This window comes from Streptomyces sp. NPDC047085 (assembly GCF_040643735.1).
In the GTDB taxonomy this organism is placed as follows: Bacteria; Actinomycetota; Actinomycetes; order Streptomycetales; family Streptomycetaceae; genus Streptomyces.
In genome coordinates this window covers 588,683-604,022 of sequence record NZ_JBEYUW010000004.1, presented here as the reverse complement: position 1 = coordinate 604,022, position 15,340 = coordinate 588,683, and the positions used below count along the sequence as shown (strand labels likewise).

General features: G+C 70.9%; 14 protein-coding genes and 2 tRNA genes. 6 read left to right on the top strand and 10 right to left on the bottom strand.

Features of this window, described 5'->3' with window-relative positions; translation table 11 throughout:
• Positions 1-7: 7 nt before the first annotated feature.
• The 3 genes from ABZ865_RS18235 to ABZ865_RS18225 all read left to right on the top strand — a co-directional run bounded on the left by ABZ865_RS18235 (position 8) and on the right by ABZ865_RS18225 (position 4,064).
• A complete protein-coding gene (locus ABZ865_RS18235; RefSeq protein ID WP_361231050.1) occupies positions 8-2,557 on the top strand; it encodes a DHA2 family efflux MFS transporter permease subunit in 2,550 nt (849 codons plus the stop codon).
• A 103-nt stretch (positions 2,558-2,660) separates the two neighbouring features.
• Entirely contained in the window at positions 2,661-3,482 is an 822-nt protein-coding gene (locus ABZ865_RS18230; protein WP_361231048.1) for a YceI family protein, read from the top strand.
• Between the two features lie 111 nt (positions 3,483-3,593).
• Complete coding sequence (locus tag ABZ865_RS18225; protein ID WP_361231046.1) at positions 3,594-4,064, top strand: PPOX class F420-dependent oxidoreductase; 471 nt, start codon at positions 3,594-3,596, stop codon at positions 4,062-4,064.
• Positions 4,065-4,091: 27 nt separating this feature from the next.
• Here ABZ865_RS18225 and ABZ865_RS18220 read toward each other — a convergent pair whose 3' ends face one another.
• The 8 genes from ABZ865_RS18220 to ABZ865_RS18185 form a co-directional block, all read right to left on the bottom strand.
• Positions 4,092-6,329, bottom strand: coding sequence for a glycosyltransferase family 39 protein (locus tag ABZ865_RS18220; protein ID WP_361231044.1), 2,238 nt, complete (start codon positions 6,327-6,329; stop codon positions 4,092-4,094).
• Positions 6,326-7,717, bottom strand: coding sequence for a bifunctional glycosyltransferase family 2/GtrA family protein (locus ABZ865_RS18215; RefSeq protein WP_361231042.1), 1,392 nt, complete (start codon positions 7,715-7,717; stop codon positions 6,326-6,328). Before ABZ865_RS18215 ends, ABZ865_RS18220 begins: the two co-directional genes overlap by 4 nt.
• 14 nt (positions 7,718-7,731) lie before the next feature.
• Positions 7,732-9,369 (bottom strand): HAMP domain-containing sensor histidine kinase, encoded by a 1,638-nt coding sequence (locus tag ABZ865_RS18210; protein ID WP_361231040.1) that lies wholly within the window; start codon positions 9,367-9,369, stop codon positions 7,732-7,734.
• On the bottom strand, positions 9,366-10,106 hold the full coding sequence (locus ABZ865_RS18205; protein ID WP_361231038.1) for a response regulator transcription factor: 741 nt from the start codon (positions 10,104-10,106) through the stop codon (positions 9,366-9,368). The genes ABZ865_RS18210 and ABZ865_RS18205 overlap by 4 nt, the downstream gene beginning before the upstream one ends.
• A gap of 110 nt (positions 10,107-10,216) precedes the next feature.
• Positions 10,217-10,546, bottom strand: a complete 330-nt coding sequence (locus tag ABZ865_RS18200; RefSeq protein ID WP_361231036.1) for an antibiotic biosynthesis monooxygenase — start codon at positions 10,544-10,546, stop codon at positions 10,217-10,219.
• A gap of 132 nt (positions 10,547-10,678) precedes the next feature.
• Complete coding sequence (locus ABZ865_RS18195; protein WP_361231034.1) at positions 10,679-11,557, bottom strand: DUF2797 domain-containing protein; 879 nt, start codon at positions 11,555-11,557, stop codon at positions 10,679-10,681.
• Positions 11,558-11,679: 122 nt separating this feature from the next.
• Positions 11,680-12,612: a Bro-N domain-containing protein gene (locus ABZ865_RS18190; RefSeq protein WP_361231032.1), complete on the bottom strand. Its 933-nt coding sequence runs from the start codon at positions 12,610-12,612 to the stop codon at positions 11,680-11,682.
• Between the two features lie 66 nt (positions 12,613-12,678).
• A complete protein-coding gene (locus ABZ865_RS18185) occupies positions 12,679-13,038 on the bottom strand; it encodes an HGxxPAAW family protein (protein ID WP_361231030.1) in 360 nt (119 codons plus the stop codon).
• Positions 13,039-13,139: 101 nt separating this feature from the next.
• On the opposite strand from ABZ865_RS18185, the gene ABZ865_RS18180 reads away from it, so the two are divergent.
• The gene (locus tag ABZ865_RS18180) at positions 13,140-13,631 is read left to right on the top strand and encodes a helix-turn-helix domain-containing protein (RefSeq protein ID WP_361231028.1); all 492 of its coding nucleotides are present in this window, start codon (positions 13,140-13,142) and stop codon (positions 13,629-13,631) included.
• Positions 13,632-13,851: 220 nt separating this feature from the next.
• Positions 13,852-14,049 carry a hypothetical protein gene (locus ABZ865_RS18175; RefSeq protein ID WP_361231026.1) on the top strand — a complete coding sequence of 66 codons (198 nt, stop codon included), beginning with the start codon at positions 13,852-13,854 and terminating at the stop codon, positions 14,047-14,049.
• Between the two features lie 63 nt (positions 14,050-14,112).
• Here ABZ865_RS18175 and ABZ865_RS18170 read toward each other — a convergent pair.
• Both ABZ865_RS18170 and ABZ865_RS18165 read right to left on the bottom strand, forming a co-directional pair.
• Positions 14,113-14,185: transfer RNA gene (locus ABZ865_RS18170), tRNA-Arg, on the bottom strand.
• Positions 14,186-14,413: 228 nt separating this feature from the next.
• Positions 14,414-14,504, bottom strand: a tRNA-Ser gene (locus ABZ865_RS18165).
• 205 nt (positions 14,505-14,709) lie between these two features.
• Between ABZ865_RS18165 and ABZ865_RS18160 the strand changes: the two genes are divergently transcribed.
• Positions 14,710-15,180 (top strand): SSI family serine proteinase inhibitor, encoded by a 471-nt coding sequence (locus ABZ865_RS18160; protein WP_361231024.1) that lies wholly within the window; start codon positions 14,710-14,712, stop codon positions 15,178-15,180.
• The last annotated feature ends 160 nt before the right edge of the window (positions 15,181-15,340 follow it).

Genomic DNA, 15,340 nt, shown 5'->3' with positions numbered 1-15,340 from the left:
GAAGCCCATGGCAACGACCACACCAGCCGGTGTGCGGGCTCACGCCAAGCACGGGGGAGGCTCCCAGGGGACCTCCGGGGACGCCCCGATGACCCACCGGCAGATCATGGAGGCCCTGTCCGGGCTGCTGCTCGGCATGTTCGTGGCGATCCTGTCGTCCACGATCGTCTCCAACGCCCTGCCGCGCATCATCGGCGACCTCGGCGGCGGCCAGTCCGCCTACACCTGGGTGGTCACGGCGTCCCTGCTGGCGATGACCGCGACCACTCCCCTGTGGGGCAAGCTCGCCGACCTGTACAGCAAGAAGGCGCTCGTCCAGATAGCCCTGGTCATCTACGTCCTGGGATCCGCGGCCGCCGGTCTGTCGCAGAACGCCGGCATGCTGATCGCCTGCCGTGTCGTGCAGGGCGTCGGCGTCGGCGGTCTGTCCGCGCTGGCGCAGATCGTCATGGCCGCCATGATCTCCCCGCGTGAGCGCGGCCGTTACTCCGGCTACCTCGGCGCCACGTTCGCCGTCGCGACCGTCGGCGGCCCGCTGCTCGGCGGTGTCATCACCGACACCTCCTGGCTGGGCTGGCGCTGGTGCTTCTACGTCGGTGTCCCGTTCGCGGTCATCGCGCTGATCGTGCTGCAGAAGACCCTGCACCTGCCCGTGGTCAAGCGGGACGTCAAGGTCGACTGGGGCGGCGCGTTCTTCATCTCCGCCGCCGTCTCCCTCCTGCTGGTCTGGGTCACCTTCGCCGGTGACAAGTACGACTGGGTGTCCTGGCAGACCTACGCGATGGTCGGCGGCTCGATCGTCCTCGGCGCCCTGTTCGTCCTCGTCGAGGCCAAGGCCAGTGAGCCGATCATCCCGCTGCGCCTGTTCCGCAACCGCACCATCACGCTCGCGTCCCTCGCCTCGCTGTTCGTCGGTGTCGCGATGTTCACCGGCACGGTGTTCTTCAGCCAGTACTTCCAGCTGGCCCGCGACAAGTCCCCGACGATGTCCGGCGTCCTGACCATCCCGATGATCGGAGGCCTGTTCGTCTCGTCCACCGTCTCGGGTCAGTTCATCACCCGCACCGGCCGCTGGAAGGCGTGGCTGGTCAGCGGTGGCGTGCTGGTGACCGCCGGCCTCGCGCTGCTGGGCGGCATCCGGTACGACACCGACTACTGGAAGATGGCCATCTTCATGGCCCTGCTGGGCCTCGGCATCGGCATGATGATGCAGAACCTGGTCCTCGCCACGCAGAACCAGGTGGCGCCCTCGGACCTCGGCTCGGCCAGCTCCACGGTCACCTTCTTCCGCTCCCTCGGCGGTGCGGTCGGCGTCTCCGCCCTCGGCGCGGTGATGTCCCACCGGATCACGCACTACGTCACGGAGGGCATCTCCTCCCTGAGCCCCAAGTACCAGAAGGCCCTGGCCGCCGGCTCGGGCTCCACCGACAGCATCCCGGACATGGACACGCTCCCGAAGCCCATCCGGACGCTGCTGGAGAGCGCCTACGGCCACGGCATCGCCGACGTCTTCCTCATCGCTGCCGCGCTCGCCGCCGTCGCCTTCCTGATCACGCTGTTCATCAAGGAGGTCCCGCTGAAGACCAAGGGCGCGCTCGCCCAGGCCGCCGACGGCGAGTCCCCGGCCGCCACGGACGCACCCGCCGCGGTGGCCGCCGCCGAGGCTCCGGCCCAGGAGCCGGTTCCCGGCTGGGCCGCCCCCGTGGTCGGCGAGGACGGCACCGCGGCGACCGCGACCGCGGCCACGCAGCTCACCGCCGTCGCCACCGTCGCCGAGCCCGGCTCCGCCACGGCCGGCGGCACCCCGGTCCACGGCCACGTCCGCGGCGCCGAGAGCGCCCCGGTCCCGCAGGCCGCGATCACGCTGATCTCCCTGTCCGGCCGCCAGCTGGGCCGCTCGATCGCCCAGGCCGACGGTTCCTACGCGCTGGCCGCCCCGGGCACGGGCTCGTACGTGCTGATCGCCGCCGCCGACGGCTACCAGCCGCAGGCCTCCACGATCGTGGTGGGCGAGGAGCCGCTGGCGTACGACATCCTGCTCAGCGGCACCAGCGGGCTGACCGGTGTGGTCCGGGCGACCGGGAGCGCGCTGCCGGTCAAGGACGCGATGGTGATCGTCACCGATGTGCGCGGGGATCTGCTGGCCAGCGCCGTCACCGGTGAGCAGGGCGAGTTCGCCCTCACCGACCTGGTGCCGGGCGTGGTGACCGTCGCGGTCAACGCGAGCGGCTTCCGGCCGCGGGCGCTGCCGGTCGAGGTCGCGGCCACCGGGATCACCCGGATCGAGGTCGGCCTGGACGCCGGCGCAGTGCTGCAAGGTGTCGTCCGGGCCCCGCACGGCCCGCTGGCCGACGCCCGCGTGACCCTCGTGGACGCGGCGGGCAACGTGGTCGGCACCGCCACCACCGGCGCGGACGGGGCGTACGCCTTCACCGACCTGGACGGCGGCGACTACACCGTCATCGCCACGGGCTACCCGCCGGTCGCCACCGCGCTGACCGTCGCCGGCCCCGGCACCGACGGCCACGACATCGAACTCGCCCACTCCGGCGAGTAGTCCAACCCCGGCCCGTGGTGCGCGCACCGCCATGCGCGCGCCACGGGCCGGACTCATACGACCAATTTGTAAGCCTTTGTTATTCCTTGCAGGAGAAAACGGGATGGGACTGACCGCGAGGATCCGCACCCGGGACGGATGGGCCGTGTCGCACGCGGTCGTCACCGTGACCGACATGACCGGCACGCAGGTGCTGCGGGCCGGCGCCGACGCCGAGGGCGCCGTACGGGACACCACCGAGCTGGCGCCGGGCGCGTACACGGTGATCGTGACCGCCGTCGGGTACGCGCCCGCCGCCTCCAGCGCCATCGTCACCGCCTCCGGGCGGGCCGAGGTCGGCACGGTGACGCTGGCCCGGCAGGGCGGCACCGAACTGCCGCCGCCCGGCCCCTGGACCATCGATCCGGTCCACTCCTCCGTCGCCGCCGTCGCCCAGCACCTGGGGATCTCCAGCGTGCACGGCCGGTTCACGGAGTTCGGCGGAGCGATCGAGATCACGCCGGAAGACATCACCAAGTCCCGTGTGGAGGCGGTGATCCGGGCCGCGTCCATCGACACCGGCAACGGCATGCGGGACACCCACCTGAGGTCCGCCGACTTCCTCGACGCCGAGCGGCACCCCGAGATCACCTACCGCTCGACGGGCCTGACCCAGGCCGGCTCCGACCGCTGGACCGTGCACGGCGAGCTCTCCATGCACGGAGTCGTCCGGCCCGTCGACCTGGACCTCGCCTACCTCGGCACCGGCGCCGACCCCTGGGGCGGCACCCGCGCCGCGTTCCGCGCGACGGCCGAACTGCACCGCGAGGACTTCGCCATGAACTACAACCAGGTCCTCCAGGCGGGCATCGCCGCCATCGGCACGACCCTCAAGGTCGAGCTGGACATCCAGGCGGTCCAGGGCGAGGCGCTGCCGCAGGCGTAAGGCGTAACGCGCAGGAGCAGGCGCAGGCATCGCAGGGTGCATCGACACAGCCGGGTGCGTAGGCACAGCAGGGTCAGCCACCGGGGCAGGCGCTGCCCCTAGGCTGCCCCCATGGCACCGAACATCGCTACCAACACCCGTGTATCGCTGGACGAGCTGCTGGACTTCGTACGCCCCCGGCACCGGGCCCTGCTCCTCACCCGCCGTGCCGACGGCGGCCCGCAGGCCTCCCCGCTGACCTGCGGGGTCGACGACTCGGGACGGATCGTCGTCTCCACCTACCCCGAGCGGGCCAAGACCCGCAACGCCAAGCGGGACCCGCGCGTCAGCCTGGTCGTCCTGAGCGACGAATGGAACGGCCCCTGGGTCCAGATCGACGGCACCGCCGAGGTCATCGACACCCCGGACTCCGTCGAGCCGCTGGTCGAGTACTACCGCAACATCGCCGGTGAGCACCCCGACTGGGACGAGTACCGCGAGGCGATGGTCAAGCAGGGCAAGTCGATCATCCGGGTGACACCGGAGCGGTGGGGGCCGGTGGCGACGGGTGGCTTCCCGGCACGGCTGGTGCAAGGAGAGTAGACACCCGAGGCCCCGGCCACCCTGCGCTCAGCCGCTCGCTTTCCGGGTCAGGTCGTAGAACGTGGCCGAGCCGACGGTCACCTTCTTGAAGGTGCTCTCGACCCACGAGCTGATCTGCGACCCGGTGCCGCTGTTGCCGCTGTTGCCGCCACCGCCGCCGCCGAAGCCGCCGCCCGCGATGAAGTAGTGGATCCTTCCGTCCGCCACGTACTGCTTGAACTGGGCGAGCGTCGGGGACGGGTCGGTGCCGTTGAAGCCGCCGATCGCCATCACCGGCTCACCGGTGGCGAGTTGGTAGCTCGCGGCGTTCTGGGAGCCGATGGAGGCGGCGGCCCAGGTGTAGTCCCCGGCGTTCTTCTCCAGCAGCTTCTTGGCCGCGGAACTGACGTTCGCGCCGTTCAGCAGGCCGCCGGCACCACCGGCGCCGCCCATCCGGCCGCCTTCGCCCAGGGCTCCGGGGCCCGGGAAGCCGTTGCCGTTCTGCTGGTTCCGGCCTTGGCCCTGGGCATTGCCGTTCTGGCCCGGCAGGCCTCCGCCCGGGAAGCCCTGTCCCTGACCCTGACCCTGACCCGGCATGTTCCCGTTGCCGTTCTGCTGGCCCTGCTGACCTTGCCGGCCCGGCATACCGCCGCCGAAGCCGCCGGGCATTCCGCCGCCGTTGCCGCCCCCGGGGCGGCCGCCGCCGAAGCCCATCATGCTCGCGCCCGCCGGACCGGCCGTCGGGATGGAGCCGGTGTGCGCGGAGTTCACCGTGCTGAGGGTGTACGCCGTCGGACCGGCCAGCGCGGCCACCAGGCCCACCGCCGCCGCACCGAGAGCGAGCCGCCGCGCGAGGCGACCGGCGAAGATCAGCCCGAACGCGGCCGCGAGCCCGCCGACGAGCACCAGCCACTTCAGCCAGGGCAGATAGTCGGGGGTGCGGTTGAGCAGGACGTATCCCCAGGCCGCCGCAGCCACCACGGACGCGGCGAGCGTGAGCGACGCCCAGGTCTCCTTCCGCTTCTCCCACAGCAGCCCGGCGCCCATGCCGGTGACGGCCGCGACGTAGGGGGCGAGGGCCACCGTGTAGTACTGGTGGAAGATGCCCGCCATGTAGCTGAAGACCACCATCGTGATCAGCAGCGAGCCGCCCCACACCAGGAACGAGGCGCGCGTGACGGACGTACGCCGCGCCTTGCGGGTCGCCCACAGACCCGCGACCAGCAGGATCAGCGCGGCCGGGATCAGCCAGGAGATCTGGCTGCCGATCTCGTCGTTGAACATCCGGTCCCAGCCCGTGACACCCCAGCGGCCGGCACCGGCCGCGCCACCGCCACCGCCGCCACCCCCGCCCACACTGCCGGTCTCGTCGCCGCTGATCCGGCCGAGGCCGTTGTAGCCGAAGGTCAGCTCCAGGAAGCTGTTGTTCTGCGAACCGCCGATGTAGGGGCGGGAGGAGGCCGGCCACAGCTCGACGACCGCGACCCACCAGCCGCCGGAGACGATCAGCGCGAGGGTCGCCAGACCCAGCTGCGCCAGCCGCTTCACCGGCTTCACCGGACCGCAGACGGCGTACACGATCGCCAGCGGCGGCAGGATCAGGAAGGCCTGGAGGGTCTTGGCGAGGAACGCGAACCCGATCGCCACCCCCGCCCAGACCAGCCACCTCGTCCGCCCGTCCTCCACGGCCCGTACGACGAAATAGCAGGCCAGCGCCATCAGGAGGGCGAGCATCGCGTCCGGGTTGTCGAACCGGAACATCAGCGCCGCGACCGGGGTCAGCGCGAGCACCGCGCCCGCGATCAGTCCGGCCGCCGGGCTGAACCGGCGCCGTACCGCCGCGTACACGACCGCCACCGTGCCGACGCCCATAAGGACCTCGGGGGTGAGGATCGCCCACGAGTTCAGGCCGAAGATCCTGACCGACAGCTCCATGGGCCACATGAAGGCCGAGGGCTTGTCGACGGTGATGGCGTTGCCCGCGTCCAGCGAGCCGAAGAAGAACGCCTTCCAGGACCTGCTGCCCGCCTGGACGGCCGCCGAGTAGAAGGAGTTGGCGTAACCCGAGGCACTGAGGTTGTACAGGTAGGTGACGAGGGTGACCGCCAGCAGGCCGAGGAAGGCCGGACGCGCCCAGCGCGGGTCCTCGGGCCGGCCGTGCCAGAGTCTCCGCACGAGGGGCTGCCGGGGCTCGCCCGACTCGGGGGCCCGCGGAGGAGCGGTCGTGGGCGGACCCCAGACCGCGGGGGCGTCCTGCTGTGCGGACGGGTCGTAGTGCGTGGTCATCGGGACTCCCCCGGGTCGATGTCGTGAGGGCGCACCGGCTGCAGTCGCAGGGTGGCCTGGGTGTCGTAAGTGGCCTGGGTGCCGTAGACCGCCTGGGTGTCATAGGCGGCCTGGGTCTCGTAGACGGCCTGGGTGTCGTACGAGGACGGGCTCTGGTCCGGGAACACCCAGGCGCGGAAGAGCAGGAAGCGCAGGACGGTCGCCGCGAGGTTGGCGGCGATGAGGACCGCGAGCTCGGTGGAGTGCGCGGGGTTGCCGGTGGCCGTGTTCAGGGCGGCCAGCGAGCCGCTGGTCAGGGCGAGTCCGATGGCGAAGACGACCAGGCCCTGCGCCTGGTGCCGTACGGCACCGCCCCGGCCGCGCACCCCGAAGGTGAGCCGGCGGTTGGCGGCCGTGTTGGCGACCGCCGAGACCAGCAGGGCGAGCGCGTTGGCGATCTGGGAGCCGGAGAACTGCCGGAAGACGCTGTAGAGGAGGAGATAGAAGAGGGTGGACAGGCCGCCGACCACGCAGAATCCGACGAGCTGGCGGGCCAGCCCCCTGGGCACGTCCGTGATCTCGCGGTCGCGCGGGTCGTCGCCGAAGGGCCGGGTGAGCCGGTCCAGCGGCAGCGAGCCGGTGGCCAGCGCCCTGCCGATGCGCCACACGCCCTTGAGGTCGTCGGTGGCCGTCCGCACGATGTGCACGGTGGAGTCGGGGTCGTCGACCCAGTCGACCGGCACCTCGTGGATTCTCAGGCCGGCCCGTTCGGCGAGCACCAGCATCTCGGTGTCGAAGAACCAGCCGGTGTCCTCCACCAGCGGCAGCAGCACCTGGGCCACGTCACGCCGGATCGCCTTGAAGCCGCACTGCGCGTCCGAGAAGCGGGCCTGGAGGGAGCCGCGCAGGATCAGGTTGTAGGTCCGGCTGATGAACTCCCGCTTGGGTCCGCGCACGACCCGGGAGGCGCGGGCCAGCCGGGAGCCGATCGCGAGGTCGGAGTGGCCCGAGATCAGCGGTGCCACCAGCGGGAGCAGGGCGTTGAGGTCGGTGGACAGGTCGACGTCCATGTAGGCGAGGACCGGGGCGTCCGAGGCGGACCACACGGTCCGCAGGGCACGCCCGCGGCCCTTCTGCTCCAGCCTGAAGTGGGCGACCTCGGGGATCTCCGCCTCCAGCCGTGCCGCCACCAGCGGGGTGCGGTCCGTGGACGCGTTGTCCGCGACCGTGATGCGGAAGGCGTACGGGAAGGTGCGCGTGAGGTGCTCGTGCAGTCTGAGCACGCACGGCTGGAGGTCCTTCTCCTCGTTGTAGACGGGGATCACTACGTCCAGGACAGGCGTACCGGCGTCTCCGGCCGGGAGGTGCTCCCGCGCCGGCAGGGTGCCGGGAGAAGAGTCGGTTCGCATGGGACCGACTCAACTCACCTGCCCTGTCGCACCCATGTGGTGGTGCTGTGCTGTGCCTGTGAGTGCCGTTGCCCGTTCACGGTGGCCGGGGCGAGCGCGGGCAGGTGCACGGTGAACACCGTGCGCCCCGGACCGCTGTCCACGGTCACCGCACCGCCGTGCGCGGCCGCGACGGCCTGCACGATGGCGAGGCCCAGACCGGTGGACCCGGTGGCGCGGGAGCGCGCGGAGTCCCCGCGCGCGAACCGCTCGAAGACGTGCGGCAGCAGGTCCGGCGGGATCCCCGGCCCGTTGTCCTCGACGTCGACGCACATCCACGGCCCGCGCCGCTGCACGCGCGCGGTGACGGTCGTACCGGGCGGGGTGTGGGTGCGGGCATTGCCCAGCAGGTTGACCAGCACCTGTTGCAGACGTGCCGCGTCGGCGGAGACGAGGGCGGGCTCGTCGGGCAGGTCGAGCCGCCAGGTGTGGTCCAGGCCCGCCGCGCGGGCGTCGCTGACGGTGTCCACGACCAGCGGGACGAGATCGGTCTGCTCGAACTGCAGCGGCCGCCCCGCGTCCAGCCGGGCGAGCAGCAGCAGGTCCTCGACCAGGAGGGTCATCCGCCCGGCCTCGGACTCGATCCGCCCGAGGGCGTGCCGGGTGTCGGGCCCGACCTGCTCCCGGCCGCGCCGGGTCAGCTCGGCGTACCCGCGGATGGAGGCGAGCGGGGTCCGCAGCTCGTGGCTGGCGTCGGCGACGAACTGCCGTACCCGCGTCTCGCTCTGCTGCCGGGCGTGCAGGGCGCCGTGGACGTGGTCGAGCATCCGGTTGAGCGCGGCACCGACCTGGCCGACCTCGGTGTGCGGGTCGCATTCCGACTCCGGGACGCGTTCGCTGAGGTTCACCTCGCCGGTGTGCAGGGTGAGTTCGGAGACACGGGTGGCGGTGGCGGCGACCCTGCGGAGGGGGCGGGTGGCCACGCCGACGATGACGGTCCCGGCGATACCGGCGGCGACGAGCCCGGCGACGGTGACGCTGACCTCGATGAGGATGAGCGCGTTGATGGTGCCGTCGGTCTCCTTGGTGGGGAAGCCGACGTAGTAGTCGCCGCCGGGGCCGGAGGCGTACTCGACGCGGTAGGACCCGAGTCCCGGCACGTCCACGGTGTGCGGTTTCCGGTCCCGTACGACGGAGTCGAGGACGGCCAGCTGGGCGCGGCCGAGGGACTTGGCGCTCATCTGGAGGGTGTCGGTGGACTTGTAACCGACCTTGCCCTCGGCCGCGGCGCCGCTGCGGACCTTGGCGATGATCGTGTACTGCGGCTGCGGGCCGTGCACGACGAACTCGGAGAGGTTCGTCTCCTCGTCGGCCCGGCCGTTCTGCTGGGCGCCGGGCAGACCGGTCTTGCCCTGGCCGGGTGGGCCGAAGTCGCCGGACACGCGCCGGGCGGCCTCGTGCAGCCCGCCGTCCAGCTGCGCGTACAGATGCGACCGCAGGGCCAGCGTGGTCACGGTGCCGATCACCGCGCACACCACGGCGATCAGCACCACGGACGCGACGACGAGCCGCGTCCGCAGGGTGCGCGGCTGCGCGGCACGCCCCCGGCGTCTTGGGTGTTCCGCTCGCCCCGCTCGTCGCTGTTGCGGACGCGGCCGTCGCCGCCCGCTCATGAGACGGCGGGCTTGATCAGATAACCGGCGCCGCGCCGAGTGTGGATCATCGGCTCTCGCCCGGCGTCGATCTTCCTGCGGAGATACGAGATGTACAGCTCGACCACATTGGCCTGCCCGCCGAAGTCGTACGACCACACGCGGTCCAGGATCTGTGCCTTGCTGAGCACGCGGCGCGGATTGCGCATCAGGAACCGCAGCAGCTCGAACTCGGTGGCGGTCAGGTGGATGTTCTCCCCGGCCCGCGAGACCTCGTGGCTGTCCTCGTCCAGGGTCAGGTCGCCCACGACCAGCACGGAGTCGGACCGCCGGTCGGCGGCGCCGGACCGCCGTATCAGCCCGCGCAGCCGCGCCACGACCTCCTCCAGGCTGAACGGCTTGGTGACGTAGTCGTCCCCGCCGGCGGTGAGCCCGGCGATCCGGTCCTCGACCGCGTCCTTGGCGGTGAGGAAGAGGACGGGCACGTCCGGCAGCTCGCGCCGCAGCCGCCCGAGAACGGCCAGCCCGTCCATGTCGGGCAGCATCATGTCCAGGACGACTGCGTCGGGCCGGAACTCACGGGCGGTCTGTACGGCCCCGTGCCCGTCCCCCGCACTCCTGATCTGCCAGCCCTCGTAACGAAGAGCCATGCTCAGGAGTTCGGTGATCGACAACTCGTCGTCCACCACAAGCACGCGGACGGGGCTCCCGTCCGGCCTCAGCAGTTCGGTGCGCCCCTGGGGCGAGGTCGTGGTCATGGTGGACACCCTGTCGGGGACCTCTGAGAAGAGACTTTCCGCAATCTGTGAATTCCCTGAGAAACACACAGGGGGTTCTCAGGGAGTTCCAGGGAGTTCCTGAGAAGGGCTCACTCCCGCTTGTACGCGTGACTGTGCTCGACCCGGGCGATGTGGATCGCGTACCGCTCGTACCACCGCTCACGCCCACGCCGCTTGGCCTCCAGGTGCTCGGGATGCCGCCGCCACTCCTCGATGCCGGCCAGATCCCGGAAGTAGGCGACGGAGATGGCGAGTCCACCAGGGCTGCGGGCGAAGTCCTCACCGAGGAAGCCGGGGATGTCCCGCACGAGGGCGGAGAGACGGGCGGCGGTGCGGTCGTAGCCTTCGGGGTCGTGGTCGGTGCGGGAAGAGGTGAACACGACCGCGTAGTACGGGGGTTCAAAGGCGGAAGTGGGCATAGGAGTGTCAGTGGCAAGAGGCTGATCGCTCATGTCGCCCACGATGACCGGCGGGGGTGCGGCCGGTCCATGGACCTTGCCCAAAGGGATCCGTACGGGATCCAAGTCTTGACCTTCGGGCTGCCCACGACGTCAGAACAACCCGTCCTGCTGCTCCGCTCTCCTGAACTCCCGCACCGGAACGGCGAATTCGGCGTCCTCCGTCGGCAGCGGGGCCAGCTCCCACCCGGTGAGCAACCGCGTGTCGAGGACGACGACCCCGCGTCCGGCGACCGCGAGATGCAGATCGGGCCCGGCGGCCGCGACCAGCTCACCGCTCACGGCCCCGCCCGGCACCAGCTCCACGACATCACCGACCGCCGCGGGTACGCCCGCGAGCCCGAACGCCCCCACATGGTCGACGGCTTGACACGGCTCATGGATCAATGACTCAGGCCACCCCTCGAGTACGACGGCCCGCGCGTGCAACTCCCGTACCTCGGCGACCCGCTCGGCCTCCCTCTCCGGCAGCGCAGCCCGCACGGCCCGCTTCTCGGCGTACGGAATCCGGTCCGGCACCTGGAGAGCGGCCCGCAGCAGCTCCTCGGTGCGGCGGGCTGCCATCAGCGGACCGGTACCCAGCCAGGAGAAACAGACGGCACCCTGTTCGAGCAGGCGCGCCGAGCCGCGCTCGACGGCGGTGATGCCGACCTTGACCATGCCGGGCCCGAACCACGCCAGGTAGACCCGATACGGCCGCGGATCATCCGCGATCGTGTCGGCGGCCACGGAGTGCGCCCGGTCCAGCCGCGCACACTCCTCGCACCGGGCCCCCGTGCTCCGCCCCGACACCACGGCCCGCACCGGACAGGCATGCCCCCGCGCCCCGACGCACGTCCGCACACCCCCTTCCGGCACCGCGAACCCGATCCGCTTCCCCCACGGCAGCACACTGCGCCGCCCGCCGTCCCAGACCAGCACGGGACCATCGGGCGACCAGCGCAGTCCCGAGCACTTCCACAGGTGTGCCATCACTCATCAGGGTATGGGTCGGGTCTGACAACGGGTCCGGGCGGCGAAGAGGCGTAAGGTGGGCGAAGGCCCGAAGCCGCAACCTCGTTTTGCGACTTCGGGCCTTTCCCATCGGACCGACGCTACGGCAGCACGTACACGGGCACCCCTTCCGCCACGATCCCCGACTGCCGCATGCAACCCCGCTTGATCAGCATGCGCACGCAGTCATGGACCCGGTCGAGCGTGAGCCCCGTACGGTCCGCGACCTCCTCCAGCCGGCAGTGCACCGGCCCGCGCACCAGTGCCGGGGCGAGGTAGGCGGCGACGGCGTGCACGTCCTCGGTGACGACGAGGTTCCTCGCCCGCCAGGAGGCGAGGAGCTGCTGGGGAGTCATGGTGGGCTCGGTCGGCTGAGTGCCGGTGGGCGGCCGCAGCCGGTCGGCGATCAGATCGAGGGAGTCCGCGATGCGCCCGAGCAGGCCGTTGGTACGGCGCATCTGCTCGATCCGCTCCAGCTGCGCGATCGCCAGCCCCTCGTCCGCCTGGATGTTCCGCTCCTCCAGCCGGACGATCGCGTCGGCGACCTGCTGGGGCATGAGGTAGGCGGTGCCCCCGGTGGGTGCGGGTTGCACGGGTGCGGGGTCGAGACTGTAGGAGCCGTCGCGCTGAAGGGTCTCGATGACCTCGCTGACCCACGCCTTGAAGGGCGCGCACTCGGGCTTGGTGCATCCATTGACGAGCTGGATGATCCCCTTCAGGTTCACCAGCTTCATCGACCGCTGGAGCCTGTGACCTGCGAGTTTGCGCAAAGTGGTTGGTCCACAGACGCCTTCTGCAATCTCACTGAGCCGCTTCGTGCAATCCGCTGCAACGTGCCACAACAAGGCTTGCCGCGTGTTTGCGTACCCGAGATGGACGGCCACGTCCACCGCCGGGAACCAGTGCTCCCCCTCCGGCGTGGTCAGCCTCCGCACCCGCGCCCCTGTGGCCGCGAACACGAAGTCGTTGATGTCGATCGCGTCCTGAGTGCCTGCCGCCGACTGGTCCGGCGGCGTGTCGTTCTGCTCGTGCATCGAGCATCACCTCCACTCCGGAAGCTAGAGGCGACGATCAGCAACTACCGTTCGCAGACAGTACGTTCACTCGATAGGTGACAGAGGTATCGATTCGGCAGGAATCGCCCCAGGCACCGGGGACTCCACCCGCCGCCCCCGTCCCGCCAGCCGGCACCCCACGCACCCGGGATGCCCCTCCCGGGCCTGGGTGTCCCGGAGCCGCATGCCCCACTGGTCCCGGGGCCGTACGCCCGGCGGCTTGCCCCAGCCGGTGAGGTGGAGGATCCAGGTGACCAGGACGCTCCCGGCCGTGATCACCAGCCCGCCCACGAGGGCCGGTACGGAGGCCATGACCACCCCCGCTCCCACCCCAGCGCTTCCAACTATGGCAATGCCGAAGCCGGTCCAGCCGGCGATCGTGTGACCCTCGTCGTACAGACTCATGTACCAGCCCTCCCAGGACCCCTGGACCCAAGACCTCTCACGAACTAAGAGATTCACCTCCCCGAATATCTCACGAACTAAGGGATTGAGGAAGAAGGAAGATGGACAGCACGGCCCGACCGCCCGCCACCCCGGCGCAGGCGCTGACGGCGATGGACCACCTCATCGCCGCCCACCTGATCGGCCAGCAGGAGCTGGCCCGGCGGCTGGGCCTGAACGTCACCGACCTCACCTGCTTCGCCTTCGTCCTGGAGGCGGGCGAGGACCTGCTCACGGCCGGCGACCTCGCGGCCCGCGCGCACGTCACCACGGGCGCGGTGACCGGCATCCTCAACCGCCTCGAACGCGCCGGCTACGTCACCCGCCGCCCCGACCCCGCCGACCGCCGCCGGGTCCGCGTGGCCGCCGTACCGGCCGCGGTGACCCGTGTCGAGGCGGTGTACGCCGGCCACTACAAGCGCCTCACCGCTCTGTTCGCCGAATACTCCCCCGATGAGCTGGCGGTCGTCACCGACTGGTTCACCCGGGCCACGGCACTGGCCCACGAGTACCTGGAGAAGCTGAACAGGAACGACCCCGAAGAGGACTGCTGAGCTCGCTCCCCTCACCCCCTCCCCTCACCCCCCTTACTCCCTCCCTTCAACCACCCCCACTCATCCCTGCGTTGGCGACATGAAGACCCCCGCCTGGGCTCGACGGCCTCGGTCCCGCGCCTCGGCACCCGGTTACGTAGCGTGTCCGTCCGAGATGCGATGTGTGTCCGGCGATGTGAACCTGAGGTCGTTCCCCCCTCCCACTCAAGGAGTGAGCCCGATGGGCATGAAGGACGACATGCAGAAGAAGGCGCAGCAGGCCAAGGAGAAGGCCCAGCGGGGCCAGCAGCAGGCCCAGCAGAAGACGCAGCGGGGTCAGCAGCAGGCCCAGGAGAAGTCGCAGCGGGGTCAGCAGCAGGCCCAGGAGCGCGGCCGGCAGCTCGACGACATCCGGGACGAGTTCGACGACCGCTCCTGACGGTCGCTGCCGCCGAGGCAAAAAGCCAGAGGCCCCGGATCTCTCCGGGGCCTCTGTTCTGTGTGCACTCGGCAGGATTCGAACCTGCAACCTTCTGATCCGTAGTCAGATGCTCTATCCGTTAAGCTACGAGTGCTTGTTCTTTTGTTTTCTGTCTCCGCTCCCGGCCCTTCCGGCCCGCTCGCGGCGACAGGAAGAACATTACATGACTGCCGCCGTCATGTGAAATCCGATTCGCACACCCTTTGTGACCTGCGAAAACGTCGATCGAGCGGACAACGAATGGTCAGTGAGGTCAGTGGGGGGCAGGAACCGGAGAACGCCGAAGCCCCGGTCCTGGGGACCGGGGCTTCGGGATCAGGTGCGGAGGCGGAGGGATTTGAACCCTCGATGGGCTTTAAGGCCCAAACCGCATTAGCAGTGCGGCGCCATAGACCGGACTAGGCGACGCCTCCAGCACAACCACTCACGCGAGCGCGCGACTGGTGCGTGCAGATGATGACACAGTCGAGCGCGGTGTCACCAATCGCCCCCCACGGTACTAGGCGCGAGGGCCACAGGGCAAAGGGCTTCGCCCCGGCGGGGCGGCGGGGCGGCGGGGTGCGCGGTCGGGCGCAACCGCCGGGCGGCGGGAGCGTTGGGCAGGGCATGGTCTCTGTCATGTCGGTCGTCCCGCGCGGCGCCCTGGCGTCGTCCCTCGCCGCCGTCTCGTCCGTGGTGTCCCTGGTCGCCCTCACCGCCGTACCCGCCGCCGCGGCGGCCGCCGCGCCCCCGCCCCTGCGGCCCGAGGACCGCGCCGGTGATCACCTCACCGTCGTCGTCGAGCAGGCCGGGCCCGGGCGGGACGGGAGGTACGAGCTGTTCTGTCACCCGGATGGCGGCACTCACCCGGACGTGTCGGGGGCCTGCCGGGTGCTGGACGCGGACACGCGCTGGGGGGAGGACACCTTCGCCCCGGTGCCCCCCGACAGCACCTGCACCATGCTCTACGGCGGCCCGGCCACCGCCCATGTCACCGGCACCTGGGCCGGGCGCCCGGTCGACGCCCGGTACGACCGCACCAACGGGTGCGAGATCGGGCGGTGGGACCGGATGGTGCCCTTCCTGCCGAGCTTGGGCTCGCCGCTCTAGGTCCGGGGCGTGAGCAGGGGCGGCGGGGCGCGCGCGAATCGCCGGCGCGTAAAGGTCCCGGGGAGGTCTCAAGGAGCCCGTGCGGGGCCGGCGCGGAGCCGGTGGGGAGCCCGTACAGGGGTGCGTGGGGGGTGCGTGGCGGGTTACGGCAGGACGCAAG